The 25,319-nt window shown below is 68.4% G+C and carries 25 protein-coding genes; 2 read left to right on the top strand and 23 right to left on the bottom strand.

The annotated features are described in order from the left end of the window. Position 1: 1 nt before the first annotated feature. Entirely contained in the window at positions 2-427 is a 426-nt protein-coding gene (locus tag AB7E83_RS15395; RefSeq protein WP_428570937.1) for a BON domain-containing protein, read from the bottom strand. Between the two features lie 42 nt (positions 428-469). Next, positions 470-2,923, bottom strand: coding sequence for a ligase-associated DNA damage response DEXH box helicase (locus AB7E83_RS15390; protein ID WP_428570935.1), 2,454 nt, complete (start codon positions 2,921-2,923; stop codon positions 470-472). Between the two features lie 155 nt (positions 2,924-3,078). On the opposite strand from AB7E83_RS15390, the gene AB7E83_RS15385 reads away from it, so the two are divergent. Together AB7E83_RS15385 and AB7E83_RS15380 are read left to right on the top strand one after the other, a co-directional pair. Continuing rightward, the gene (locus tag AB7E83_RS15385; RefSeq protein WP_428570933.1) at positions 3,079-4,029 is read left to right on the top strand and encodes a tripartite tricarboxylate transporter substrate-binding protein; all 951 of its coding nucleotides are present in this window, start codon (positions 3,079-3,081) and stop codon (positions 4,027-4,029) included. A gap of 78 nt (positions 4,030-4,107) precedes the next feature. Beyond that, positions 4,108-5,424 carry a sulfatase family protein gene (locus AB7E83_RS15380; protein WP_428571008.1) on the top strand — a complete coding sequence of 439 codons (1,317 nt, stop codon included), beginning with the start codon at positions 4,108-4,110 and terminating at the stop codon, positions 5,422-5,424. A gap of 10 nt (positions 5,425-5,434) precedes the next feature. Here AB7E83_RS15380 and AB7E83_RS15375 read toward each other — a convergent pair whose 3' ends face one another. The 21 genes from AB7E83_RS15375 to AB7E83_RS15275 all read right to left on the bottom strand — a co-directional run bounded on the left by AB7E83_RS15375 (position 5,435) and on the right by AB7E83_RS15275 (position 25,267). Next, positions 5,435-6,250 carry a DUF429 domain-containing protein gene (locus AB7E83_RS15375; protein ID WP_428570931.1) on the bottom strand — a complete coding sequence of 272 codons (816 nt, stop codon included), beginning with the start codon at positions 6,248-6,250 and terminating at the stop codon, positions 5,435-5,437. Positions 6,251-6,255: 5 nt separating this feature from the next. Then, on the bottom strand, positions 6,256-6,678 hold the full coding sequence (locus tag AB7E83_RS15370) for a BLUF domain-containing protein (protein WP_428570929.1): 423 nt from the start codon (positions 6,676-6,678) through the stop codon (positions 6,256-6,258). A gap of 10 nt (positions 6,679-6,688) precedes the next feature. Beyond that, entirely contained in the window at positions 6,689-7,420 is a 732-nt protein-coding gene (folE, locus tag AB7E83_RS15365; protein WP_428570927.1) for a GTP cyclohydrolase I, read from the bottom strand. 30 nt (positions 7,421-7,450) lie between these two features. Then, positions 7,451-9,151: an ATP-dependent DNA ligase gene (locus AB7E83_RS15360; RefSeq protein ID WP_428570925.1), complete on the bottom strand. Its 1,701-nt coding sequence runs from the start codon at positions 9,149-9,151 to the stop codon at positions 7,451-7,453. After that, entirely contained in the window at positions 9,148-10,197 is a 1,050-nt protein-coding gene (locus AB7E83_RS15355) for a ligase-associated DNA damage response exonuclease (RefSeq protein ID WP_428570923.1), read from the bottom strand. The genes AB7E83_RS15360 and AB7E83_RS15355 overlap by 4 nt, the downstream gene beginning before the upstream one ends. Beyond that, positions 10,197-11,420, bottom strand: a complete 1,224-nt coding sequence (gene clsB / locus AB7E83_RS15350; protein ID WP_428570921.1) for a cardiolipin synthase ClsB — start codon at positions 11,418-11,420, stop codon at positions 10,197-10,199. The genes AB7E83_RS15355 and clsB overlap by 1 nt, the downstream gene beginning before the upstream one ends. 10 nt (positions 11,421-11,430) lie before the next feature. Continuing rightward, the gene (locus AB7E83_RS15345; protein ID WP_428570919.1) at positions 11,431-12,159 is read right to left on the bottom strand and encodes an endonuclease/exonuclease/phosphatase family protein; all 729 of its coding nucleotides are present in this window, start codon (positions 12,157-12,159) and stop codon (positions 11,431-11,433) included. Beyond that, complete coding sequence (nudB, locus tag AB7E83_RS15340; protein ID WP_428570917.1) at positions 12,156-12,614, bottom strand: dihydroneopterin triphosphate diphosphatase; 459 nt, start codon at positions 12,612-12,614, stop codon at positions 12,156-12,158. Before nudB ends, AB7E83_RS15345 begins: the two co-directional genes overlap by 4 nt. After that, the gene (locus AB7E83_RS15335) at positions 12,604-12,921 is read right to left on the bottom strand and encodes a CcdB family protein (RefSeq protein ID WP_428570915.1); all 318 of its coding nucleotides are present in this window, start codon (positions 12,919-12,921) and stop codon (positions 12,604-12,606) included. The genes nudB and AB7E83_RS15335 overlap by 11 nt, the downstream gene beginning before the upstream one ends. Positions 12,922-12,923: 2 nt before the next feature. After that, the gene (locus tag AB7E83_RS15330; RefSeq protein WP_428570913.1) at positions 12,924-13,196 is read right to left on the bottom strand and encodes a prevent-host-death protein; all 273 of its coding nucleotides are present in this window, start codon (positions 13,194-13,196) and stop codon (positions 12,924-12,926) included. Between the two features lie 67 nt (positions 13,197-13,263). Further along, positions 13,264-15,051 (bottom strand): aspartate--tRNA ligase, encoded by a 1,788-nt coding sequence (gene aspS, locus AB7E83_RS15325; protein ID WP_428570912.1) that lies wholly within the window; start codon positions 15,049-15,051, stop codon positions 13,264-13,266. Positions 15,052-15,059: 8 nt separating this feature from the next. Continuing rightward, the gene (locus AB7E83_RS15320; protein WP_428570911.1) at positions 15,060-15,665 is read right to left on the bottom strand and encodes a DUF502 domain-containing protein; all 606 of its coding nucleotides are present in this window, start codon (positions 15,663-15,665) and stop codon (positions 15,060-15,062) included. An 8-nt stretch (positions 15,666-15,673) separates the two neighbouring features. Next, complete coding sequence (locus tag AB7E83_RS15315; protein WP_428570909.1) at positions 15,674-16,036, bottom strand: FmdB family zinc ribbon protein; 363 nt, start codon at positions 16,034-16,036, stop codon at positions 15,674-15,676. Between the two features lie 96 nt (positions 16,037-16,132). Then, positions 16,133-17,602, bottom strand: a complete 1,470-nt coding sequence (locus tag AB7E83_RS15310; protein WP_428570907.1) for a sodium:solute symporter family protein — start codon at positions 17,600-17,602, stop codon at positions 16,133-16,135. Positions 17,603-17,655: 53 nt separating this feature from the next. Continuing rightward, positions 17,656-19,221 carry a ubiquinone biosynthesis regulatory protein kinase UbiB gene (ubiB, locus tag AB7E83_RS15305; RefSeq protein ID WP_428570905.1) on the bottom strand — a complete coding sequence of 522 codons (1,566 nt, stop codon included), beginning with the start codon at positions 19,219-19,221 and terminating at the stop codon, positions 17,656-17,658. Further along, positions 19,218-19,865 carry a ubiquinone biosynthesis accessory factor UbiJ gene (locus AB7E83_RS15300; RefSeq protein WP_428570904.1) on the bottom strand — a complete coding sequence of 216 codons (648 nt, stop codon included), beginning with the start codon at positions 19,863-19,865 and terminating at the stop codon, positions 19,218-19,220. Before AB7E83_RS15300 ends, ubiB begins: the two co-directional genes overlap by 4 nt. A 50-nt stretch (positions 19,866-19,915) precedes the next feature. Next, a complete protein-coding gene (locus tag AB7E83_RS15295; RefSeq protein ID WP_428570902.1) occupies positions 19,916-20,917 on the bottom strand; it encodes a Tim44 domain-containing protein in 1,002 nt (333 codons plus the stop codon). 31 nt (positions 20,918-20,948) lie between these two features. Then, positions 20,949-21,680 (bottom strand): bifunctional demethylmenaquinone methyltransferase/2-methoxy-6-polyprenyl-1,4-benzoquinol methylase UbiE, encoded by a 732-nt coding sequence (gene ubiE, locus AB7E83_RS15290; RefSeq protein ID WP_428570901.1) that lies wholly within the window; start codon positions 21,678-21,680, stop codon positions 20,949-20,951. A 10-nt stretch (positions 21,681-21,690) separates the two neighbouring features. Next, positions 21,691-22,107, bottom strand: a complete 417-nt coding sequence (locus AB7E83_RS15285) for a gamma-butyrobetaine hydroxylase-like domain-containing protein (RefSeq protein ID WP_428570899.1) — start codon at positions 22,105-22,107, stop codon at positions 21,691-21,693. 36 nt (positions 22,108-22,143) lie between these two features. Then, entirely contained in the window at positions 22,144-23,814 is a 1,671-nt protein-coding gene (locus AB7E83_RS15280; protein WP_428570897.1) for a ShlB/FhaC/HecB family hemolysin secretion/activation protein, read from the bottom strand. A gap of 82 nt (positions 23,815-23,896) precedes the next feature. After that, positions 23,897-25,267, bottom strand: coding sequence for a FecR family protein (locus tag AB7E83_RS15275; RefSeq protein ID WP_428570895.1), 1,371 nt, complete (start codon positions 25,265-25,267; stop codon positions 23,897-23,899). Positions 25,268-25,319: the final 52 nt, after the last annotated feature.

The following is a 25,319-nucleotide window of genomic DNA, read 5'->3' as shown; positions in this document are numbered from 1 at the left end:
GCTACCCGCGCTTGACCGTGAGCTGGTCGCTCACCGCCTGGACCCGCGGCATCGCGCGCGCGAAGTCCCCGGCACGGCGCTTGGCCGCTTCGCTCGCCGTCACGCCGCTCAGGATCACGAGGCCGTCCTTGCTGTCGACGTCGATGACGAACTCGCCCAGTTCGGCGTCGTGCCGGAAGGCGGCGCGCAGCGCGTCGGCGATGTCGGCATCGCTGGGGTCGGCGTTCGGTGCGGCAACGATCGTCGCCGCATCGCTCGAAGATGAAGGGACCGGGGCCGCATCGCCCATCGACACGACATCCGCGCCCCCACTTTCCGACGATGACGCGGGAGCCTGCGCTTCGGCAACATCCGAATGCACCTGCATGCCGCGCCCGCCGCAGGCGGCGAGCGCGGCGCAGATGGAAATGGCCCACAACGTCCTCATGCACTCACTTTAGACAGGCACGGTCGCGAATGCTGTAGGAAGTCAGCCGCCCGTGTCGCGTTCCATGTCCTTCAGGATGCGATCGAGCCGCTGCGACAGCTGTTCCGTGGTGAGCGTCTCGCGGAAGCGCTCCACCATCAAAGGCAGGCTCATCGGGCTCGGGTGGCGCAGCGGCGCGAAGTCCACCGTCTTGCGCTGCATGCTGCGCAGCGTCTCGGCAAGGCGCGAGATTTCCAGTTCCTGGCTCAGCACTTCGTTGTCGGCCTGCGTCAGCAGCAGGTTGCCTTTGTCGTACTTGCGAAAGACCTCGTAGAACAGCGCGCTCGACGCCTGCAGCTGCCTGGCGCTTTTCGGCTGCCCCGGATAGCCGGTGGAGATCAGGCCCGAGACGCGCGCGATCTCGCGAAAGCGGCGCTGCGCGAGTTCGGACGAATTCAGGGAGTCGAGCACGTCCTGCATCAGGCCGTCGGTGCCGAAGATCGCCTGGCTGGCGACCGGCTCCACGTCGAAGGGCGCCGCGCCGATCAGTTCGAATCCGTAGTCGTTGATCGAGAGGCTGAACGTGTTGGGACTCAGCTTCGCGAGCCGCCATGCCATGAGGCTCGCGAGTCCGAGATGGACGTTGCGGCCGGCGAACGGGTAGATGTAGAGGTGCTGGCCCTCGCGCGACTTGTACGTCTCGACCAGCAGCGTCGTCGGCGTGGGGATCTTCGACAGGCGCGCCTGCGTCTGCAGCATGGCCCGCGCGGCCTTCAGCTCGGGCTCGTCGTACTCGCCTTCGGCCGCGACCTGCAGCATCTCGAGGATCGCCTCGCTCATCTCGCTGGTGAAAGCCATCTTGGCGCCTTGCCAGGTCGGAACCGTCCCCTTCTTCTTCGTCGCCTTGCGCACGTACGCCGCCATCTCCTGCACGCGCACGAACTCCAGCAGCCGCCCGGCGAAGAAGAAGCAGTCGCCCTTGCGCAGCCGCGCGATGAAGCCCTCCTCGATCGTGCCGAGCTTGCCGCCGGTCAGCCACTTCACCTGCATCGCCGCATCGCTCACGATGGTGCCAATGCCCAGGCGGTGCCGCCTCGCGATGCCGGGGTCGGCCACGCGCCAGAGGCCGCCGTCGTCGCGGACGATGCGGCGGTACTCCGGGTAAGCCGTGAGGCTCTCGCCGCCGCGCTCGCAGAAGGCCATCGCCCAGTCGAACTCGGCGCGCGTGAGTTCGCGATAGGACCAGGCCCCTTTCACTTCCTCGTAGAGCGCGTCCTCGTGGAAGCCGCCGCCGAGCGCGAGCGTGACGATGTGCTGCACGAGCACGTCCAGCGGCTTGCGCGGCGCGTCGCGCCGCTCGATGATTCCCTGGCGAATGGCGTGGCGCGCGGCCGCGCCGTCGATCAGCTCCAGCGTGTTGGTCGGCACGAGCGTGAGCCGGCTCGGGCGCCCCGGCGCATGGCCGCTGCGGCCGGCGCGCTGCATCATGCGCGCGATGCCCTTGGCGGAGCCGACCTGCAGGACGCGCTCCACGGGCAGGAAGTCCACGCCGAGGTCGAGCGAGGACGTGGCGACGACCGCGCGGAGCGTGCCCTCCTTCAGTCCGTTCTCGACCCACTCGCGGGTGGCCTTGTCGAGCGAGCCGTGATGCAGCGCGATGTGCCCGGCCCACTCCGGCCGCGCTTCGAGCAAAAGCTGATACCAGATCTCGGCCTGCGAGCGCACGTTGGTGAAGACGAGCGTGGTGCCGGACTTCTCGATCTCCTCCACCACCGGCTGCTGCATCCGCGCGCCGAGATGGCCCGCCCAGGAATACTTGCCGGGGTCGGGCGGAATGAGCGTGTCGATCACGAGCGTCTTGTCGATCTTTCCGCGCACGAGCTTCGGCGCGGGCGTCTCGTCGGGTCCGCACAGCACGTGCATCGCTTCCTCGAGGTTGCCCATGGTCGCGCTGAGCCCCCACGTGACGAGCCGCCCGTTGAAGCGCCGCAGGCGCGCGAGCGCGAGCTGCGCCTGCACGCCCCGCTTGCTGCCGATGAGTTCGTGCCATTCGTCGACGACGACGTATTCGACCCCCGTCAGTTCGTCGCGGCTGCGCTCGCGCGTGAGCATGAGCGTGAGCGACTCGGGCGTCGTGACCAGCACGGTCGGCATGCGGCGGTCCTGCCGCGCGCGCTCCGCCGCGGGCGTGTCGCCCGTGCGCAGGCCCAGCGTCCAGCTCGGCGCGAGGTCGCGCAGCGGCGCGCTCAGGGCCTTCGCGGTGTCGGCGGCCAGCGCACGCATCGGCGTGAGCCAGATCGCGCGCAGCGGCTCGGCGGCGCGGCCGGGCGGATGCGTGCGCAGCAACGCTTCGAGCATGCCGAGCCACACGGCGTAGGTCTTGCCTGCGCCGGTGGTGGCGTGGAGCATGCCGCTGCGCCCCTCGGCGATGGCCTGCCATGCTTCCTGCTGGAAGGGGAAGGCGCTCCAGTCGCGGGCAGCGAGCCAGCGGTCGACGGCGAACCCGTCACCTGCCATCGTACGGGCGGTCGTGGCGCGCGAGCCTCGAAGGCCGGTCCAGCGTGGACGGGTGCATTGGGGTTTGTCGGGCAGATGATTGAATTGACCAATCGATTCTCCACCAACTAAAGTGCTTCAGGCGCCCGCTTTCCGGCCGCCGGATGGAGACGGACATGCGATCGATACTCACCGTGGGCGCCTTGCTCTGCGCCCTGGCCGGCGCGGCGGCGGCGCAGGACAAGCCGCCGCTGAAGATTCTGGTCGGCTTTCCGCCGGGCGGATCGGCCGACGTGATCGCGCGACTCGTCGCGGATGGGCTTCGCGACGACTTCGGCACGGTGGTCGTCGAGAACCGCGCCGGCGCGGGGGGCCGCGTCGCGCTCGCCGCGACGAAGGCCGCGAAGCCGGACGGGCAGACCGTCATCATCCTTCCGAGCGGGCCCATGGTGCTCTTCCCCCACGTCTACAAGAAGCTCGAGTACGACGCGGTCAAGGACTTCACGCCGGTCTCGCTGATCGCCCACTTCCAGTTCGGCGTGGTCTCCGGACCGGCGAGCAACGTGAAGACCGTGGCCGAGATGCTCGCCAAGGCGAAGGCCGACCCGAAGAGCGCCACCTACGGCACGCCCGGCCAGGGCACCCTGCCCCACTTCATGGGCGTCCTGCTGGAGCAGAGCGCGGGCGTGCCGTTCACGCATGTTCCCTTCCAGGGGGGCGGACCCGCGAACAACGCGCTCGTCGGCGGTCACATCGGCTACAAGTTCGACGTGGTGTCCGAGACGGCGGAGCTGCATCGCGCAGGCAAGGTGCGCATCGTCGCCGTGACCGGCGAGTCGCGCGACGTCCAGGTCCCGGAAGTGCCGACGCTGAAGGAATCCGGGGTGAACATGGCGGCGACCGCATGGTTCGCGATGTACGCGCCCGCCGGCCTTGCGCCGGAAACGCTTTCGCGCCTGGAGCGCGCGGTGGCCCGCGCCGTGAAGCAGGCGGCGATGCACGAGCGGCTCGTGAAGCTCGGCTACCAGCCCGTGGGCTCGAACTCCGCCGAGCTCGCCGCCGCCCAGCGCGCGGACCTCGCGCGCTGGGAGAAGCCGATCAAGGCCACGGGCGTTTCGCTCGATTGACGAAGATGGGGAATCCAGGAATGCGCACGGCTCGACATGCCCGCTCCCGTCGAGCGCCTCGAGGGGCATGGTGAGGCGATGAGGCGGCCCAACGTCATTTTCATCGTGGCCGACGACCTGGGCTTCGCGGACCTCGGCTGTTACGGCGGGCGCGATGCGGAATTCGGCCGCGTCTCGCCGGTGCTCGACTCGCTCGCGTCGCGAGGGCTGCGCTTCACCGAGGGGTTTTCGAATTCGCCGGTCTGTTCGCCCACGCGCTTCGCCTTGATGACCGGGCGCTACCAGTATCGCCTGCGCGCCGCGCTCGACGAGCCGATGCGCGCGAAAAGCCGCAGCAATCCGCTGCTGGGCTTGCCGCCGGAGCATCCGACGGTGCCTTCCTTGCTTCGTGCGAACGGCTACCGGACGGCCCTCATCGGCAAATGGCACCTCGGTTATCCGCCCGCGTTCGGGCCGCTGCGCTCCGGCTACGAGGAATTCTTCGGGCCGCTGTCGGGCGGCGTCGACTACTTCACCCATTGCGGATCGGACGGGCAGCACGACCTGTGGCTCGGCGATGAGGAGCGTCGCGAGGAAGGCTACCTCACCGACCTGCTGTCGCGGCGCGCCTGCGACTACGTCGACCGCATGGCCAGCGCGTCTTCGCCCTTTTTCCTGAGCCTGCACTTCACCGCGCCGCACTGGCCGTGGGAGACGCGCGACGACGCGCATCTCGCGCCGGACGTGAGGTCCAACCTGTTCCACCTCGACGGCGGCAACGTCGAGACCTATCGCCGCATGATCCATCACATGGACGAAGGCATCGGCTCGGTGATGCAGGCGCTGCGCCGCAACGGCATCGAGGATGACACGCTCGTGATCTTCACGAGCGACAACGGCGGCGAGCGCTTCTCGGACAACTGGCCGCTGGTCGGCGGCAAGATGGACCTGACCGAGGGCGGCATCCGTGTGCCGTGGATCGCGCACTGGCCTTCCGTGATTCGTTCAGCCGGCGTCAGCCCCCAGCACTGCATGACGATGGACTGGTCGGCGACCGTCCTCGACGCGGCGGGCGTGGCGGGCGATGCGGCGTATCCGCTCGACGGCGTTTCGCTGCTGCCGGTGCTGCGCGATGCATCGCACGCCTTCGCACGGCCGATGCACTGGCGCATGAACCATCGCGGCCAGCGCGCCCTGCGCGATGGCCGATGGAAGTACCTGCGCGTGGACGGGCACGACTACCTGTTCGACATTGCGGCCGACGCGCGCGAGCGCGCGAATCTCGCGGGGCGCGATCCCGCACGGCTCGCCTCCCTCCGCGAGGCGTGGGAGGCATGGAACCTGACGATGCCCGCGATTCCCGAGGATGCGACGGTGAGCCTGGGCTACTCGGTCAAGGACATGCCGCAGCGTTGAGTCGCGCGCATCACGCGCTCACGATCCATCCCTCCAGCGGGTCGAGATCGGCCGGCAGCCCATAAAGCGGCGCGCCCTGCTTCGCCGCCCACGCGGCCTGCACCATGCACAGCACGGCGTCGAGCGAATCGCCGCTTGCGTCGTCGGCGAGCAGGTCGTGCTGCGCATGCGTGAGCTTCAAGCGCAAGCCCAGGCGCGTGCGGCCCTGCTCCAGCGCCGTGAGCAGGTCCTTGCGCGCGATCAGGCGCTCGGGCGTGTGCTTCGCGCGTTCGTCGCTCTTGTAGCTGCGCCGCTCGATCAGTTCGCGCGCGAGCAGCCCCGGATAGGCTTCGAGCGCCACCCGCCGCGGGTCGCCCGCCTGCAGGCCCGGCATGCTCACGCCGGCTTCGAGCAGCAACGGCACCGCGGCATGCAGCATGTACGCCACCGGCGGATTCACCCACTTCATCGAGGGACTCGAGCCGGCGAGCCGGTCGAAGCGGCGATGCGCGAATTTCGAGCCCGCGGGCCGTGCGTCGCAGAAAGCGGCGAACGTCTCGCGGATCGCGGGGCGGGACAGCGAGGCATAGTGCGCCATGCAGTCGCGCCACTCGGTCGGCCAGCCCAGTTGCTCCACCAGTTCGCGCGGCAGGCCGAAAGGGACATCGAAGCCGCCGATCCATTCGCCGTCTTCGCCGAGCCACCGAGCGAAGGCATCGAGGGATTCGAGCTTCACCAGCCGCGCGAGTCGAACGCGGCCCCGCTCTTCGCTTCCGATCGCGAGGACGATCGGCTTGCGCCGCGTGGGGCTGCTGGAAAAATCGCAGCCCACGAGCGTGGGCGACACTGGACTCAGACCCGTCCGCAGATCGCGGCGGTGGCCATCAGGTCTTCCAGCAGGGCGAGCGACACCTTGCCCGACACGCTGTACGGATCGAGCTCGGGCTTCTCGGAATACTTCAGCAGCACCGAGTGGTTGATCTTGTTGAGGTTGACCTGCCCCATGGTCCAGCCGCCGAAGCGGCGTTCGAAGATCTCTTCGTAGTGGAGCAGCGCGACGTCCTTGTGGCGCGCATCGCGCTGGATGTGGCCGAACAGCTCGCTCACCTGCATGCGGCCGCCTTCGATGCACTGCAGGAAGATGTCGCCGCCCCAGCAGAGGATGCCCGTGACGCCGGCCGCCGGATTGTGCTCGCGGGCCTTGTTCAGGATGGACTCGATCGCCTCGGGGCTGGCGTCGACGGCGCGGCTGCAATAGAGAAGTCTGACGAGCATCGGAGTCGGCCTAGGCTTTGTTGGGGATCAGCGCGAGGAATTCGCGGCGCAACGCGGAATTCTTGAGGAAGACGCCGCGCATCACCGAGTTGATCATCTTGCTGTCGAGGTCCTTCACGCCGCGCCACGCCATGCAATAGTGGCTGGCCTCCATCACGACCGCCAGGCCGTCGGGCTGCGTGCGTTCCATGATGAGGTCGGCGAGCTGCACCACGGCCTCTTCCTGGATCTGCGGGCGGCCCATCACCCACTCGGCGAGGCGCGCGTACTTGGACAGGCCGATCACGTTGGTGTGTTCGTTGGGCATGATGCCGACCCACAGCTTGCCGATGACCGGGCAGAAGTGGTGGCTGCAGGCCGAGCGCACGGTGATCGGGCCGACGATCATCAGCTCGTTGAGATGCTCGGCGTTCGGGAACTCGGTGATCGCCGGCGGCTTCACGTAGCGGCCGCGGAACACCTCGTTGACGTACATCTTCGCGACGCGGCGCGCGGTGTCGTTGGTGTTGTGGTCGCTCGCGGTGTCGATCACCATGCTGTCGAGCACGCCCTGCATCTTGCCCGCGACCTCGCCGAGCAGCGCATCGAGCTCGCCCGGCTCGATGAAGTCGGCAATGTTGTCGTTGGAATGGAAACGCTTGCGGGCCGCGAGGATGCGCTCGCGGATCTTCTGCGACACCGGCACGCCCTCGTCCGGGTCGGGACGGGTCGGTTCGGCGGAGGAATCGGCCTTCAACAACATGGCCGAATCCTAACATCGCACCCATTGAGCCTAGAGATTCAGTAGTAATTCCAGGTCTTGCAGGGTATTGGCTTCGGCGAGCGGCTTGTCGTCGCGAATGCGCAGCATGCGGGGAAACCGGACGGCGATGCCGCTCTTGTGGCGGCCGCTGCGTTGAATACCTTCGAAGCCCAGCTCGAAGACGAGCATCGGCTTCATGCTGCGCACCGGGCCGAACTTCTCGATGGTGTGGCGGCGGATGAGCGCATCGACGCGGCGGAACTCCTCGTCGGTCAAACCGGAATACGCCTTGGCGAACGCGACGAGCTGCAATCCGCCGGGCCGCGCCGGCTCCTTGCGCATCATCGCCTCGACCACCGCATCCACCTCCGCCTGCGAGGCGGGCGCGCGGTTCCACACCGCGAAGGTGTAGTCGGTATGCAGCGAAGAGCGCCTGCCCGAGCCCGGCTGCGCATACACGAGCACGCAGTCGATCGACATCGGCTCGATCTTCCACTTCCACCACAGGCCCTCGGCCTTGGTGCGGCCGGTGCCGTAGGCCGCGTCCATGCGCTTGAGCATGAAGCCCTCGACGCCCAGTTCGCGCGAGCGTTCGCGCCGGTCGGCGAACTCGCGCCAGGTGGCGCCGGTCTCGACCGGCGAGACGCGGATGGGGGCGTCCTTCAGCAACGCCTCCAGCCGCGCGCGCCGATCTCGCTGCGGCAGGCCGCGGATGTCCTCGCCGCCTTGCTCCAGCAGGTCGTAGGCCATGAAGCTCACCGGCGCATCGGCGAGGATCTTTTTCGAAAGGTTCTTGCGGCCGATGCGCTGCTGCAGCAGGGCGAAGGGCGCGGGCCGATCCGTCTCGTCGTTCCACACCAGCACCTCGCCGTCGACGACCGTGCCATCCGGCAGGCCACGGGCCGACGCGACGATCTCGGGAAAGCGCTCGGTCACGAGCTCCTCGCCGCGCGACCAGATCCACACCTCGCCGTTGCGCTTCACGATCTGGCCGCGGATGCCGTCGTACTTCCATTCGATCATCCACCCGTCGGGCGGACCGAGCCGCGCGCTGAAGAGCTCCGGCGGCAGGTCGAGCTGGTGCGCGAGGAAGAAGGGATATGGCTGCCCGGCATCGCGCAACTCGCCCGCTTCCTCTTCGGTCTTCGCGACGAGCGCCGCGTAGCGCTCGGGCGAGGGCGCCGTCTTGCCGTCGGTGTAGCCCATCATGCGCTGCGCGACGCGCTTGGCATCGACGCCCGCATGCGCCGCAAGCGCGCGCTGCACCAGCAGCTTGCTCACGCCGACGCGGAAGGCGCCGCCGATCAGCTTGGTGAGCAGGAAGCGGCCCTGCGAATCGAGCTCGCGCCAGTACGATTTGACGAGGGGCGCGATCTCCTCGAAGGGCTTGCCGCGCAGGGGCAGCAGGCGCTCCTCGACCCACGTCGCGAGCCCCACGTCCGAGGTCTCGCCGTCGAGCGGAAGGATCAGCGCGATCGTCTCGGCCATGTCGCCGACGCTCGCATACGACTCCTCGAACAGCCACGCCGGAATGCCCGCGACCTCGCAGGCCAGCGCGCCCAGCATCCCCGTGGGCACGACCTGCCGCGGCTTTCCGCCGGCCAGGAAGTACACGGCCCACGCGGCGTCGCGCGCGGGCGCGTGGTCGAAGTAGCGCGTGAGCGCCTCGACCTTCTCGTTGGTGGACGTCGTCGCGTCGAGCTCGGCGAAGAGTTGCGCGAAGCGCTTCATGCGGCGGGCTCCGGCGGCAGCTCCGAAGAGGACGATGCGTTCTCTACGGTGTCCGCCTCGATCCTGTCGTCCCCGTATTCCGTCTCGAACGATTCCGCCTGCAGCCCGCATTCCTGCAGATAGCGCACCAGTGCGCCGGAACTGCCGTGCGTCACGATCACGCGCTCGGCCTGCGTGGCCTCGATCGCGCTCATGAGGCCCGGCCAGTCCGCATGGTCGGAGAGCACGAAGCCGCGGTCGTAGCCGCCGCGCCTGCGGTTTCCGCGCACCTGCATCCAGCCGCTCGCGAACGCCGTGCGGGCATCGCCGAAGCGGCGGATCCACGGGCTGCCCGCCGCGCTCGGCGGGCACACGACGAGCGCGCGCTTGAGGTCCGTCTTGTCCGCCACCTCGGTCACCAGGCGCGTCTCGGGCAGCGAGACGCCCTCGGCGCGGTACGCGCGATTGAGCGGCTCGACCGCGCCATGCACGACGATGGGGCCGATGCTCGGATCGACGCCCGCCAGCAGGCGCTGCGCCTTGCCGAAGCTGTAGCAGCAGACCACGGTCGCGCGGCCGTGCTCGAGGTTGCGCGACCACCACGCATCGATCTGCGCGAAGAGCTGCTCGTCGGGCGCCCAGCGGTAGATCGGCAGCCCGAAGGTCGACTCGGTGATGAACACGTCGCAGCGCACCGGCTCGAACGGCGCGCAGGTCGGGTCGGGCGCGACCTTGTAGTCGCCGCTCGCGACCCAGACGCGTCCGCGATGTTCCAGCCGCACCTGTGCCGAGCCCAGCACGTGGCCCGCGGGATGCAGCGAAACCGTCACGCCGTGATGCACGATGCGTTCGCCGTACGGCAGCGTCTGCAGGTCGATCTCGCCCAGTCGCGTCCGCAGAACGCCCTCGGCGGGGGCGGCGGCGAGGTAGTGGCCGTTGCCGTAGCGTGCATGGTCGGAGTGCGCGTGCGTGATCACCGCGCGGGCGACGGGCCGCCACGGATCGATGTAGAAGTCCCCGGGCGGACAGTACAGGCCCTCGGGCCGCTGGACGACGAGGTCGGCCATCAAAGGTAGCGCTTGCCCTGCACGAAGAGCGCGACGCGCATGACGACGAGGGCCAGCCACTCCTTCGCGCGCATCCATCCGGAGCGGCTCTCGTAGGCCGCGGCATCGAGCCGCGTCCCGTCGTCGCGCATCGCCCGCAGGAGGCGCTGCCGAAGGCGCTGCGCGAATGCCGCGTCCTCCACCATCACGTTCGCCTCGCGCGCCAGCAGGAGGCTCAGGGGATCGAGGTTCGAGGAGCCCACCGTCGCCCACCGGCCATCGACCACGGCCACCTTGGCATGCAGGAAGCTCGGCGCGTACTCGAAGATCTCGACGCCCGCATGCAGCATCGCGCCGAGCACCGGGCGCGCGGCGTAGTACTGCATGAAGTATTCGTAGCGGCCCTGCAGCAGCAGGCTCACGCGCACGCCGCGCTTCGCCGCGCTCACGAGCGCATGGCGCAGCTTGCGACCCGGCACGAAGTACGCATTGGCGATGATGATCTCCTCGCGCGCCTGGCCGATGGCGCGGCGGTAGGCGCGTTCGATGCGGCCGCGGTTGCGGACGTTGTCGCGCAGCACGAGGGCGGCCTTTGCGCGCGACGACCCGGCGCGCCACGGCGCCGCGCGGGAGCCCGGCCCGGTGCGCGCGCGGGCCGCGCGCAGCGACACGAGCGCACCCGTGAGCTGGGCGTGCCGCAGGCGCGACGCGGCCTCCAGCCGCAGCCACAGCTGCTGCATGGTGTCGTGCATCTCGGCCACGAGCGGGCCGGCGGCACGCAGCGCGAAGTCGAATCGCGGCGCGTCGAGCGCGCCATGATTCGGGTCGTGGAAGTCGTCGAGGATGTTGATCCCGCCGCAGAATCCGATCGTCGCGTCCACCACGCACAGCTTGCGGTGCAGGCGACGCCACTGCCGCAGCGACATGAGGCCGAGCCAGCCGGTGGGCGAGTACCAGCGCCATGCCACGCCTGCGTGCGACAGGCGATGCAGCCACGCCGGCGGCGACTCGCCGCTGCCCACGGCGTCGGCCACCACGCGCACGGTCACACCGCGCGATGCGGCGCGTTCGAGCGCGTACGCGATCTCGGCGCCTTCGCCCGTGAAATCGAAGATGTAGGTCTCGAGCAGCACTTCGGACCGCGCGCCGTCGATGGCCGCCAGCATCGCGGGAAACAGTTCGCGGGCGCCTTCGAGAAGATGCAGCTCGTGCCCGGCACGCAGCGGAGGGATGCGGTACGCCATCGCGGGCGTGCTAGAGCTTGAATTCCGCGATGAGCGGCAGGTGGTCGGACATGCGCCACCAGATCCGCCCGCGAGGCACCTCGACGCCGACGGGCTTGAGGCCCCGCGCGTACACGTAGTCCAGCTGCGTCAGCGGCAGGCGCGAGGGAAAGGTGCCGATGCGCTCGCCGATGAAATCCTTCAGCCCGAGCTGGTTCATCGCGGGCCGCAGCTTGCCGCCCCAGTCGTTGAGGTCGCCGCCGATCACGAGCGGCGCCTTGCGTGGAATCTCGCGCTCGATGTAGCGGCCCACCTGCTCCACCTGCCGCAGGCGGCTGCCCGCGATCAGGCCGAGGTGCAGCACGATCACGTGGACCGTCGCGCGCTTGACCTGCACCTGCACGTGCAGCAGACCGCGCTGCTCGAAGCGATGGTCGGACATGTCCTCGTGGCCTTGCGACACGACGGGCCAGCGCGACAGCAGCGCATTGCCGTGCTCGCCGAACTTCGTCTTCGCGTTGGTCTGGTAGACGGCCTGGTAGCCCTCGGGCGCGAGGAAGTCGGCCTGCGGCAGTTCGGGCCAGCGGGTGAAGTACTGCGCCTCGCGCGCATGGACCTTGCGCACTTCCTGCAGGCACACGATGTCGGCGTCGAGCTGCTCCACCGCATGGCCGAGGTTGTGGATCTCGAGCCGCCGCGTCGGGCCGAACCCCTGCACGCCCTTGTGGATGTTGTAGGTCGCGACGCGCAGCGTGGTCATTCCCGAAATTGTGGCAGCAACAGGATCGCTTCGGCGTTGGAAGGCGAGAAGCAGGCATCCGCGGCCTCGCGATAGGGCAACCAACGGTAAGCGATGTGTTCCCGCGGACTCAGGACGATCGCCGTTCCCTCGGGCACGCACAGGCCGAACACGTGCTCGCGGTTGCGCGTCACGCCGGGCGCGTAGCGGTGCAGGTAGCTCGGATAGATGTCGTAGATGTTCTCGAGATGCCAGTCCGTCAGCACGCCGACGTCGCGGCCGATGCCTGTCTCTTCGCGGACCTCGCGGCGGGCGGTTTCGTCGAGGGCCTCGTCCTCATGGTCCTTCGAGCCAGTGACGGATTGCCAGAAGCCGGGGGAGTCCGCGCGCTCGATGAGCAGGACATCGAGCGCGGCCGTGTGAACCACGACCAGGACGGAGTGGGGAATCTTGAAGGGACGGAGATCAGAATCCACTCAGAACGGCGTCCATGGCCGCACTGACCTCGAGCGCCCGATGACCGAGGCTTGCCACCGGGTCCCGGAGCATCCGTACCGGGATCGGCGCGGAAAGTTGAGGCATGAGCGTGAGCGACAGTCCGGCCACGGTCACTCGGGGACAGAGGTTGAGCGGGAGCTTCGATTCGCTCGCGCCGACGAGCGACAAGGGCATGACGAGTCTCGTAGGCAGCCGATCGATCAAGGCGCTCTGTACGTCCACCACATACGGAACCGTGGCGCGCGAATTCGGGTTGGGATTGACGAAGACGTCGTACTGGGCCACGTTCAGCGCTGCCAGTCGATCAATCCATCGGACCACAGTCCGTTCTTCTCGAGATCCGCATTCTGGGCCGCGATCCAGTCCCCGTACTGTTCGTTGAATTCCTTCTGCCGCTTCGCGTCGTCGATGCCCCCCGCTCGGGCCAACAGCGCCTTGTACTCCACATAGTCGAGCATGACCGTATCCGGCCGGCCGTCCTTCTCGACGATCACGGCCTCGGTCTTGGCCTGGCTGCAGTAATAGCCGAAGCGGTTCTTCGCTTCGGTCGCGGTGGTCATCATGGCAACTCCTTTCGGAAGTTTGGCTATTTTAGCCATGACGTCGTCATCTCCGTGAGGATGACACTTACGCCGCCTGCGTATTCCTCAGCCGGATGTGCAGCTCGCGCAACTGCTTCTCGTCCACCGGCCCCGGCGCCTGCGTCAGCAGGTCCTGCGCGCGCTGGGTCTTGGGGAAGGCGATCACGTCGCGCAGCGACTCGGCGCCGGTCATCAGCATGACGAAACGGTCGAGGCCGATCGCGATGCCGCCGTGCGGGGGCGCGCCGTACTGCAGCGCATCGAGCAGGAAGCCGAACTTCGCCTGCGCCTCCTCCGCGTCGATCTTGAGCGCGCGGAACACCTTGCTCTGCACGTCCTCGCGATGGATACGGACCGAGCCGCCGCCGAGCTCGATCCCGTTGAGCACCGCATCGTAGGCCTTCGCCACGCAGCGGCCGGGGTCGGTCTCGAGCCAGTCCTCGTGGCCGTCCTTGGGCGAGGTGAACGGGTGATGCACCGCGTTCCAGCGCTGCGCCGCGTCGTCGTATTCGAACATCGGGAAGTCGACCACCCACAGCGGCCGCCATGCGCCCTCGACCAGGCCGCGGGCCTTGCCGAAGGGGCTGTGGCCGATCTTCACGCGCAGCGCGCCGATGGCGTCGTTGACGATCTTCTCCTTGTCGGCGCCGAAGAAGATGATGTCGCCGGTCTGCGCGCCGGTGCGCGCGACGATCTCGGCGAGGGCACGGTCGTGAATGTTCTTCACGATGGGCGACTGCAAACCGTCTCGGCCCATGCTCGCGTCGTTGACCTTGATCCAGGCCAGACCCTTCGCGCCGTAGATCTTCACGAACTCGGTGTGGCCGTCGATGTCGCCGCGCGTCATCTCGCCGCCGCCCGGAACGCGCAGGCCCACCACGCGGCCATCGGCCTGGTTGGCGGGACCCGAGAAGACCTTGAAGTCGACGTCCTTCATCACGTCGGTCAGCTCGGCGAATTCGAGCTTCACGCGCAGGTCGGGCTTGTCGGAGCCGTAGAGGCGCATCGCTTCCGAATGCTTCATGACGGGGAAGGCGCCGATGTCGATGTCCAGCACGTTCTTGAAGGTGCTGCGGATCATGCCCTCGAACATCGTGCGGATTTCCTCCTCGTCGAGGAAGGACGTCTCGACGTCGATCTGCGTGAACTCGGGCTGGCGGTCGGCGCGCAGGTCCTCGTCGCGGAAGCACTTGGTGATCTGGTAGTAGCGGTCGTAGCCGGCCACCATCAGCAGCTGCTTGAAGAGCTGCGGCGACTGCGGCAGCGCGAAGAACATGCCGTCGTGGACGCGGCTGGGCACCAGGTAGTCGCGCGCGCCTTCGGGCGTGCTCTTGGTGAGCATCGGCGTCTCGATGTCGATGAAGCCGTTGGCGTCGAGGAACTTGCGCACCTCCATGCTCACGCGGTAACGCAGCATGAGGTTGTTCTGCATGTACGGCCGGCGCAGGTCCAGCACGCGGTGCATGAGGCGCGTGGTCTCCGACAGGTTCTCGTCGTCGAGCTGGAAGGGCGGCGTGACGGAGGGGTTGAGCACCACGAGTTCGTGGCACAGCACCTCGATCTTGCCGCTCTTGAGGTTGTCGTTCGACGTGCCTTCGGGCCGCATGCGCACGACGCCCTTGACCTGCACGCAGAACTCGTTGCGCAGCCCCTCGGCGCGCTCGAACATCTCGGCGCGGTCGGGGTCGCACACCACCTGCACATAGCCTTCGCGGTCGCGCAGGTCGACGAAGATCACGCCGCCGTGGTCGCGGCGGCGGTTCACCCAGCCGCACAGCGAGACGTTCTGGCCCAGCAGCGCCTCGGTGACGAGGCCGCAGTAAGTGGTTCGCATTTTCTGAGTCACGGAATAGCCTTCGGTGCAACCACACCCATGGAAACGACGTACTTGAGCGCGTCGTCCACGCTCATCGCCAGCTCGATGCAGTCGCTACGGCGCAGCATCACGAAATACCCGCCCGTGGGATTGGGCGTGGTGGGGACATAGACGCTCACGAAGTCGCCCTCGAGTTGGCGCTCCACGCCGCCGCCGGGAACACCGGTCACGAAGGCGATGGTCCACACGCCGGGGCGCGGCCACTCGATCAGGACGGCCTTACGAAACGCGTTGCCGCTTTCGGAGAACAGCGTGTCGGAGACCTGCTTCACGCTCGAATAGATCGAGCGGACGACGGGGATGCGATGGACGATGGCGTCGCCGAACTTCACGAGCCGGCGGCCCACGAAGTTGCTCGCCACCGCACCCACGATGAGCAGGATGGCCAGCGTGAGAAGCACGCCGAAGCCGGGGATGTGATAGCCCAGCACCTGGTCGGGATGCCAGGTGCGCGGCAGGATCAGGAGCGTCTGGTCGAGGGTGCCGACGATCCAGTTGAGCACCGCCAGCGTGATGGCGACGGGCACGATCACGAGCAGGCCGGCGACCAGCCATTTGCGCAAGGCGGACATGGTGCGGCCTAGTGGCAGGCGCAGCCGGTGCTGCATCCACCGGCGGATGCAACCGGCGCATCGGACTTGGCGCCGCCGCCGCTGGAGCCGCCGCCGCTGTCCGCGGGTTTGGACGCGGCATCGGCCGGCTTGGCCGCGCCGTCGGCGGGCTTGTCGGCGGCCTTATCGGCTGCGGGCGCGGCGCTGCCGTTGTTGCGGAAATCGGTGGCGTACCAGCCGGAGCCCTTGAGCTGGAAACCGGCGGCGGTGACCTGCTTGCTGAACGCGGAAGCCCCGCAGGCGGGGCACTCGGTCAGGGGCGCGTCGGAGATTTTTTGCAGAACATCCTTGGCATGGCCGCAGGATCCGCATTTGTAGGCGTAGATGGGCATGGCGTCAGGAGGGCGGAGGGTGCAAAGCCCTCAATTATAGGTGGCGCCCCGGCCTCTCGCCGCAGCGTCATTCCCGCGGAGGCGGGAATGACAGCCTCAGGTCGCGGCGCTTGCCACGTGCGCCGTCGGCTCGTGACGGTTCCTGAGCCACTGGGGGGCGAGCGAACCGACGATCATGCCCACGAAAGCCGCGATCAGGCCGGCCAGCTGCCCCGGGAACATCTTGGCCAGTTCCTCGCCGCCGATCTGCGGGAAGAACAGCACCCAGACCGAGACGCCGGCGGCGATGGAGAAGATCGCGCCCTGCGTCGTCGCGCGTTTCCAGTACAGCCCCATCACGAGCGGCACGAAGGCGCCCACGAGCGTGACCTGGTAGGCCGAGGACACGAGGTCGTAGATCGAGGTGCCCTTCATCGCGATGGCATAAGCCAGCACGATCGCGGTGAAGACGACGATGGTGACGCGCATGGCGAACAGCTGCTGCTTGTCGGTCATGCCGGGGCGCAGGTTCTTCAGGATGTTCTCGACGAAGCTCGTGGAGGGCGCGAGCAGCGTCGCCGAGGACGTGCTCTTGATCGCGGAGAGCAGCGCGCCGAAGAAGAGGATCTGCATGATGAGCGGCATCTTCGTGAGCACGAAGGTCGGCAGCACGCGCTGGTAGTCGTCCTTCGCGAGCGCCAGCGCCGAGTCGCCCATGACCACGACGGCGCTCAGGATGACGAACATCGGCACGAAGGCGAAGAGGATGTAGCTCACGCCCCCGATGACCGCGCCATTGCGCGCCGTGTCCGCGTCTTTCGCGGACATGACGCGCTGGAAGACGTCCTGTTGCGGAATGCTGCCCAGCATCATCGTGAGGCCCGCGCCGATGAAGAAGGCGATGTCGGTGAACGTGGGCGGCGGCAGGAAGGTCCACAGTTCCTTCGACGTCGCGACGGCGAGCACCTTGTCGGAGCCGCCGGCGAGGTCGGCCGCGAAGAACGCGATGATCGTCATGCCGACCACCAGCACGATCATCTGGATGAAGTCGGTCCACGCGACCGCGAGGAAGCCGCCGATCACGACGTAGACCAGCACCGCGAGCGTGCCGACGATCATGCCGGTGGTCTCGGACATCCCGCCGTCGGTGAGGACGGAGAACACGAGGCCGAGCGCCGTGATCTGCGCCGCGACCCAGCCGAGGTAGCTGAGGATGATGGCGACGGAGCAGAAGACCTCGATCCCGCGGCCGTAGCGCTGGCGGTAGAAGTCGCCGATGGTCAGGAGGTTCTTCTTGTACAGCTTCGCCGCGAAGAACAGGCCGACGAGAATGAGGCAGGTGCCCGCGCCGAACGGGTCCTCGACGATCGCGTTGAGGCCGCCCTGCACGAACTTCGCGGGGATGCCCATCACCGTCTCCGCCCCGAACCAGGTGGCGAAGGTCGTGGTCACGACCATGACCAGCGGCAAGCGGCGGCCCGCGATGGCGAAGTCCGCCGTGTTCCTGATGCGCGTGCCGGCCCAGGCGCCGATGGCGAGCGTGCCGAGAAGATAGAGCACCACGAAAGTGATCAGGGTGTGATTCATCGAAATCTCCACTACGTCCGTTCGCGCGGATTATGCATAGGAGCGAGTTGCGCTCAAGCCATACGAAGGTGGAGCAGCCCCTGCATCGCCAGGAGGCCCAGCGCGAACCCGAGGCCCAGATACACCACGCCGCGCAGGCGCCGGTTGGCGCGCCGCTCGTCGCGCAGCATCTCGAGCAATTCTCCGCGGCCGTCGTCGTGGCCACGCTGCAGATAGGTGTAGAGCAACCGCGGCAGGTCGGGAAGGATCTTCGCGTAACGCGGCGCCTGGTCGCGCAGTTCGTCGAAAAGGCGGCGCGGGCCGATCTGGTCGACCATCCAGCGCTCCAGGAAGGGCTTGGCCGTGGCCCACAGGTCGAGGTCGGGGTCGAGCTCGCGCCCGAGCCCCTCGATGTTCAGCAGCGTCTTCTGCAGCAGCACGAGCTGAGGCTGGATCTCCACGTTGAAGCGGCGCGAGGTCTGGAACAGGCGCATGAGCACCATGCCGAGCGACAGTTCCTTGAGCGGCCGGTCGAAGTACGGCTCGCACACGGTGCGCACCGCGCCTTCGAGTTCATCGACACGCGTGCCCGGCGGCACCCACCCGGACTCGATGTGGAGCTCGGCGACGCGCTTGTAGTCGCGGCGGAAAAAAGCCGTGAAGTTCTGCGCGAGGTATTCCTTGTCGAACTCGGTGAGCGTGCCGATGATGCCGAAGTCGAGCGAGATGTAGCGCCCGAAGGTGCCCGGCTCCAGGCTCACCTGGATGTTGCCGGGGTGCATGTCGGCGTGGAAGAAGCCGTCGCGGAACACCTGCGTGAAGAAGATCGTCACGCCGTCGCGGGCGAGCTGCCGCACGTCGACCCCGGCGTCGCGCAGGCGCTCGACCTGGCTGATGGGCACGCCCTTCATGCGCTCCATCACCATCACCTCGGGGTGGCAGAAGTCCCAGTACATCTCGGGGATCAGCACGAGGTTCAGGCCCGCCATGTTGCGGCGCAGCTGAGCGGCATTGGCCGCCTCGCGCACGAGGTCGAGCTCGTCGTGCAGGTACTTGTCGAACTCCGCCACCACCTCGCGCGGCTTGAGGCGGCGCGCGTCCTGCGACACGTTCTCCATCCAACCGGCCATCGTGCGCATGAGGTCGAGGTCCTTCTCGATCACGTTGAGCATGCCCGGGCGCAGGACCTTCACGGCCACCTCGCGCAGCTCGCCCGACCGCAGACGCAGCGTCGCGAAATGCACCTGCGCGATGGAGGCGCTGGCAACCGGCACGTGCTCGAAGCTCGCGAAGACGGTGTCCACCGGCGAGCGGAAGGCGCGCTCGATGATGTTCACCGCGACCTCGCTCGGAAACGGCGGCACGCGGTCCTGCAGCCGCGCCAGCTCGTCGGCGATGTCGGGCGGCAGCAGGTCGCGCCGCGTCGAAAGCACCTGGCCGAACTTCACGTAGATGGGGCCGAGCGCCTCGAGCGCTTCGCGCAGCCGCTGCCCGCGCGGCGCGTCGAGGCGGCGGCCGAACGCCACGATGCGCCCGATCGTGCGCAGCCAGCGCCGCTTGAAGCTCGAGAGCACCAGCTCGTCGAGGCCGTAGCGCAGGACGATCCAGAGGATGACCGCCGCGCGGAGATAGTGGGTCATTCTCGCGGGGCGCCGGTCGCTGCGGGAGGCATCGGCGACGGGGTCGGCGTCGGCGCGGGCGAGACCGTGGGCGCCGGCGATGCCGGCGACACGTCGTTGCCGCTGCCGCTCCTGCCCCCGGGAAAAGGAATGCTGCCCGCGAACTTGCGCACCGCGTCCGCCATCCCGCGCATGCCCTGCCCCAGCGCATGCGCCGGCGCATCGCCGATCACGCGGGCCATGTCCTCCTCGAGGTCCCAGCGGACATGGTCGACGAGCCACTGCACCTCGGCCGCGAGCTGCACGTCGCCCGCGATGCGCACCGCGGGCCGGTCGCCGCGCAGCGCGCCCTGCGCGAGCGCGAAGGGCGACTCCTCCGTGACCGTCAGCGTGAGATCGGGGACGACCGCGGCGGGCGCGAGTTCGAGCAGGCCCGCGGGCGTCGCCTGCAGGCGCATCGAAAACTGCCGCCAGTGCGCCTCGACGATGCGCCCTGTCTGGCGCTTCAGCCGGGCCTGGGCCTCGGCTTCCTGCTGAAGCACATGGTTGAGCAGCAGCACCATGCGGCGCTGGAGTTCCTCGACCATCCAGGGCGGCGGCCGCAGCAGGTCGCCCAGCTTGCCGAGTGCGCCATCGAAGAAAGAGCCGGGAGGTTGTGTCGCCATAGCCCCCGATGGTAGCGGCAGGCCGGGCCGCCATGCCTCCGTGCTACCGGCTACTGCAGCGCCTGCACGCCCGCCACCAGCCACCCGCCGCCGCCCGTGCGCGGCTTCACCATGTTCCACACCTCGCGGAACGGCGCCGGCCCGGCCGAGGGTTCCTCGCGGATCATCCCGGAGAACTCGACGCTCGCGAGCCAGTCGTCGACGGTTTCCTCGATGCCGAGCAGCTTCGCATCGAGCATGTCGACCTCGGTGCGGCTCGGCTGGCCGGGCGATTCGCGCTCCCGATCGGCGAGCTGCGCGCGGATTTCGCGCAGCATGTCGTCGGTCATCATCGAGCGCAGCGTGGACACGTCCGAGCGGTCCCACGCATCCTGCAGCGTCATGAAATTGCGCTTGGCGGCCGAGAGGAAGCCCTCGGTGTCGAACCCGGCCGGCACGCCCCAGTTCTGCGAGCCTCCCAGTCCCGAGCCGATGCCGAGCCCGCCCGCCGCCCCGGCGCCCCCGGCGGCATGGGCCGGCTGGGCCGCTTCGAAGGACGTGGTGTTGCGCTCCCACGGGCGCGCCGAGGCGTCGTTGCCGACCTTGTCGGGGTTGTACTGGCGCGCCAGCGGCGCGGGGTCCATCGGGCTCGCGCCCGCGCCCTGGTAGGCCAGCCCGCCCTGCCGGCCGCGGCGCGACTTCATGATGAACCCGATGACCGCCATGGCCACGAAGGCCAGCAGCAGCATCATGAGGATGTTGGCGAACCCGGCGCCCAGCCCCAGCGAGCTGGCGAGCCAGGCCAGGCCAAGGCCCGCGGCCAGGCCGCCGAGCATGGCGCCCCACGGGCGCGCGGGCGCCGGTGGCGTCGCGCCGGGCTGCCCCGGCCGCTGCGCCTGCTGCGCGTTCGCGGGCGAATTGGGTGCGGCCGCGGGCGGCGATGCCTCCCGCTGCGTCACGTTGGACGACTGCCGGCCGACCGACTTGCCGCCGCCCAGGCGGCGCGCGGCCTCGGCGTCGGGAATGCTGGCAAGCGCCATCAGCGCCACGAGAACCCAGGACCAGAATTTCATTTCGTTTCCCCTTGCACAGCGGCCGGGCCGCTCAACACTTGATGCCCACATGCAGCGCGACGACCCCGCCCGTGAGATTGTGATAGTCCACGTGGCCGAAGCCGGCGCGCTTCATCATCGCCCTCAGTTCTTCCTGCCCCGGATGCATGCGGATCGATTCGGCGAGGTAGCGATAGCTCGCCTCGTCGCCGGCCACCATGCGCCCCAGGCGCGGAAGCACCTTGAACGAATACCAGTCATACGCCTTTTCGAGCGGCCGCGCCACCTTGGAAAACTCCAACACGAGCAGCCGGCCACCGGGACGCAGCACCCGGCTCATCTCGGCGAGCGCGCGGTCCTTGTCGGTCATGTTGCGCAGGCCGAAGCCCACGCTCACGAGATCGAAAGCGCCGGAGGCGAAGGGAAGCTTCTCCGCATCGCACACGGTCGTGGGCAGGACGACGCCGGCATCGAGCAGGCGGTCGCGTCCGACGCGCAGCATCGATTCGTTGATGTCGGTGTGCGCCACCAGCCCCGACGGGCCGACCTTGCGCGCGAACGCCTGGGCCAGATCGCCCGTACCGCCCGCGATGTCGAGCACGCGCTGGCCCGGCTGCAGATGCGCGACGAGGACCGCGAACGCTTTCCACGCGCGATGCAAGCCGAGCGACATCAGGTCGTTCATGAGGTCGTATTTCGGCGCGACGGAGTCGAAGACCCCGCGCACGCGCCGCGCCTTGTCGTTCGCGTCGACCGAGTCGAATCCGAAGTGCGTCCTGCTCATCGTCGCGCCCTCAATGCCCGCACGAATGGCCGGACGCCGAAGCGGCGACCATCGGCGCATCGCGGTCCACTCCGGCTTCGGCCAGCCGCTTCTCGTACTCCGCCCACAGCCGCGCCTGCTGGTCGCCCAGGAAGTACAGGAAGTCCCAGGAGAAGATGCCGCTGTCGTGCCCGTCCGAGAACGTGGGCTTGACCGCGTAGTTGCCCACGGACTCGAGCTCGACCACGTCGACTTCGCGCTTTCCGGTCTGCAGCACCTCCTGGCCCGGCCCGTGGCCCTGCACCTCGGCCGAGGGCGAGTACACGCGCATGAGCTCGAACGGAATGCGGAAGACGCGTCCGTCGGAGAAGCCCGCCTCGAGCACGCGCGACTTGCCGTGCAGGGTGAGCGATTCGGGAGTGGGGGTGTCGTTGCGAAGGCCAGCCATCCCTCTACTCTAGGGCATGGCCGGCCGCTCTTCGGCTCAGAAGCGGTAGGAGACCGAAATATAGAACTTGTGATCGCCGCTGCGGGGCGACGCCGAGTTCACCGTCACGGGCACCTTGCTGTCGTTCAGCACGCGGCCGTAGTCGGCGCTCGCCGAGAACGACGTGCCGAAGAAGTAGCGCAGCCCGATGCCGATGCTCGCCAGCCGGTCCGACGAGGGCTTGTTGGTGCCATTTGGATTGTTGTTGCCGACCCAGCCGGCGTCGATGAAGCCGAGCAGGCGCAGGCCCGGCAGCAGCTCGGGCGTGGTCAGCTCCATGGTGCCCGAGATCCCCATGTCGCCGGACACCGGCCGCTCGATCGTCGTGCCGCGCACCGAACTCAGGCCGCCCAGGCCGAACTGCTCGCCCGAGATCAGCACGTCGGGGCTGTACTGGTACTGCACGCGGCCGCTCCACAGCCAGTCCTTGAAGACCGCCGCGCTGTAGGTGAGCCCACCGCGCACGGCCTTCCAGTGAACGGTCTCGACGCGCGGATCCTCGGAGCGGTACGAGCGCAGGTCGTTGGAGTTGCCGGTGCCCGTGTTCATCGCGAAGTCGACGTTGTAGCCCCACACGGAGGTGTCGGACTCCACGCGTGCCGTGTAGCCCAGGGTGAGCGGGCGGCTGCGGCGGTCGAAGGTGTCGGGGATGACGAGGTCGTTGACCTTGGACGCGTTGAACACCTTGTCGTCGAGCGACACGGTGAAGTAGCTGCGCCGCCCGCCCTCGGGCGGCAGGTACTGCGTGTAGTTGATGCCGAGCGTGTGGCCCGCGCCCGTGCTGGTGAAGGCGCCGAAATTGCCCACCACGTCCGAGCGGGTGTAGCTCGCGCCGACCACGCCGCCCACCGGGTAGAGGGGCGCCTTGTACGACAGGCCCAGCTGCTTCACGTCGCTCATGCGCTCGAGCGAGGTGGTGTAGGCGCCCACGAACTGGTGGTCGCGGTTCCACAGGTTGGTGTGGCCACCCGAGACCGTGAAGCGGTCCCGTCCGGACGACTCGGACCCGGCATTGGACAGGCTCACGCCGAAGGTCCACGGGCGGCTCTCGCGCACGGTGATCGTGGAGTCGATCTTGTCCGGCTCGTCGGACTCGCGAATGCCCAGCTGGATCTGCTTGTTGGGGTTTTCGTTGGCGATGGCCGTCTGCACGGCGAGCATCTTGAAGTTGGGCGTCTTGCCGACCTGCAGCTCCGGCAGCGTGCGGCGGATGTTGTCGTCGTCGTAGATCTTCGTGCTGCCCTCGGCGCGCTCGATCGCGATGCGGCTGATGGTGAAGGTGACGATCTCGAGCTTGACCGTCTCGCCCACTTCCTGCGGCGGCAGGGCCACGCGATGCAGGCCGAAGCCGCGGTCGCGCAGCGCCTTCTCGAGCGCGGTCGTCGCTTCCTGCAGGGTGTCCATGGTCGCGTTCGGCTTGACGTAGGGCGCGAGGATGCGCGCGGTCTCGGCGTCGCCCAGCGGGTTCTCGCCGGAGACGGTGAAACCGCGGATGCCGAACTGCGGCGCCGGGGCGGGCGCGGCCATGGGCGCGGAAGGGGCGGGGGGAGCGGCGGGCGCCGGTGCCTGCGCGAGCGCCGCACTGCCGCCGGCGAGAGCCGTCCAGGCGAGCAGCACCCTCGCTTTGCGCCGTGCCTGCCCGCGCGGCGCGCCAGGTTTCTGATTCATCTTCTTGTCGCCCCTCGTGGGTTCGGAGCGACGATTCTCTCACCGGGGAGAACGTTTTGTCACGACGCGATGGCCTCGCGTTTCACTTGCACTGGTTCGACTGTTTGATTCCGGCATCGTTCAGCACGCTGACCAGCAGCGGGTTCTTCGTCGTCGGCGGCGGAACCTTGTCGAAGTCGATGAACTTCGGGATGGTGTTGGGCCGGGCGGTCTGCCCTTGCGGGCTGGCGAATCCCGCTTCGCCCTTGCCGAGGTGCAGCACCTCGCCCGCCGTCGCGACTTCGATGTGGCCGTCGCGCACGAAGACGAACAAGCCCTCCTGCGCGTCCGACACCTGCTCGCGCGTGAACAGCTTCTGCGGCGGCGTCACGGTGTCGGGACGCGCGCCCTCGACCGGGGGCTGCGTGTTGATGGGCAGGATGCCCTGCGGCGAGATGAAGAGGCCCTGCCCCGCCTGCAGCACCTGCAGCGCGGTCTGGCCCGAAGGCGTGACCGCGATGGAGCCGAGCCAGGCGAAGAGCGTGAGGCCGGAGCCGCTCGCGCCCGCCTCGCCCGCGCAGGCGCCCGTGCAGACGATGTCGAGCCCGGTGCCCCGCACGCCGATGGTGGCCGTGGCCGTGCTGAAGCCCACGTTGCGGTTGTTGGCCCGCGCGATCAGGCCGGTGAGCGCGCGCACCGAGCCCTTGAGCACCGACGCGAGGAAACGGCCCTCGCCCGCGTTCCGCTCGTCGTAGACGAAGTTGTCGATGCGAAACCGCGTGTTGGAGCCGAGCGTCATGCGGCTGTCGTCGCGGAAGGCAAGGATGGCGCGCGTGCCATTCCCGGTCTCGACCACGTCGCCCGGATACACGCTACCGCCGTCGACGAGCCGGCGGCGCTGGTTGGAAGCATCCACCGCGTTGACTTCGCCGAACGCCTGGATCACCTTGGCGCTCGCGAGCACGGCGTTGGGACGCGCCTGGTCGCTGATGCGCGAGGACTCCGTGCCGCATTCGCGGGTACACAGGCGCGCGTCGAAATCGGTACCGCGAATGCCGATGGTGGCCGTGTTCGTCTGCACCCGCGCCGCATTGGGCGAACTCTTCGAGATGAGGCCGGTGACCGCCCGGAAGCCGCCGCGCACCATCTGCAGGAGCATGGAGTTGTCGGTCGCGTTCTCCTTGAACTGGTACTGCGAGATCACCAGCTCGGAATTTGGCCGCACGGTCATGCGCGTGCCGTCGGCGAGCTTGATGATGGCGCTGGCGCCCTCGGACGTGGTGAGCCGGTCGCCCTCCATCAGCGGCAGGCCCTTGCCGAGCGTGCGCGGCGTGGCGGAGCCGGTCTGCGCGAAGCCGACGCCGCGCGAGAACTCGACCTCCCCCGCCCGTTGAGCGCTCGCCGCCGATGCGAAAAGGCCGAGCCCGAGCACCAGGCCGGCCCGCCAGATCTGTCGAATCAATCGCTCGCGCATCGAAAACCTCCGGGAACGCTTCCGCTTCCCACTGAAAACGGCTCTATTCCTG

The sequence above is a fragment of the Ramlibacter sp. genome (assembly GCF_050250995.1).
GTDB lineage: Bacteria > Pseudomonadota > Gammaproteobacteria > Burkholderiales > Burkholderiaceae_C > Ramlibacter.
This window is presented reverse-complemented; position numbering and strand designations above follow the sequence as displayed.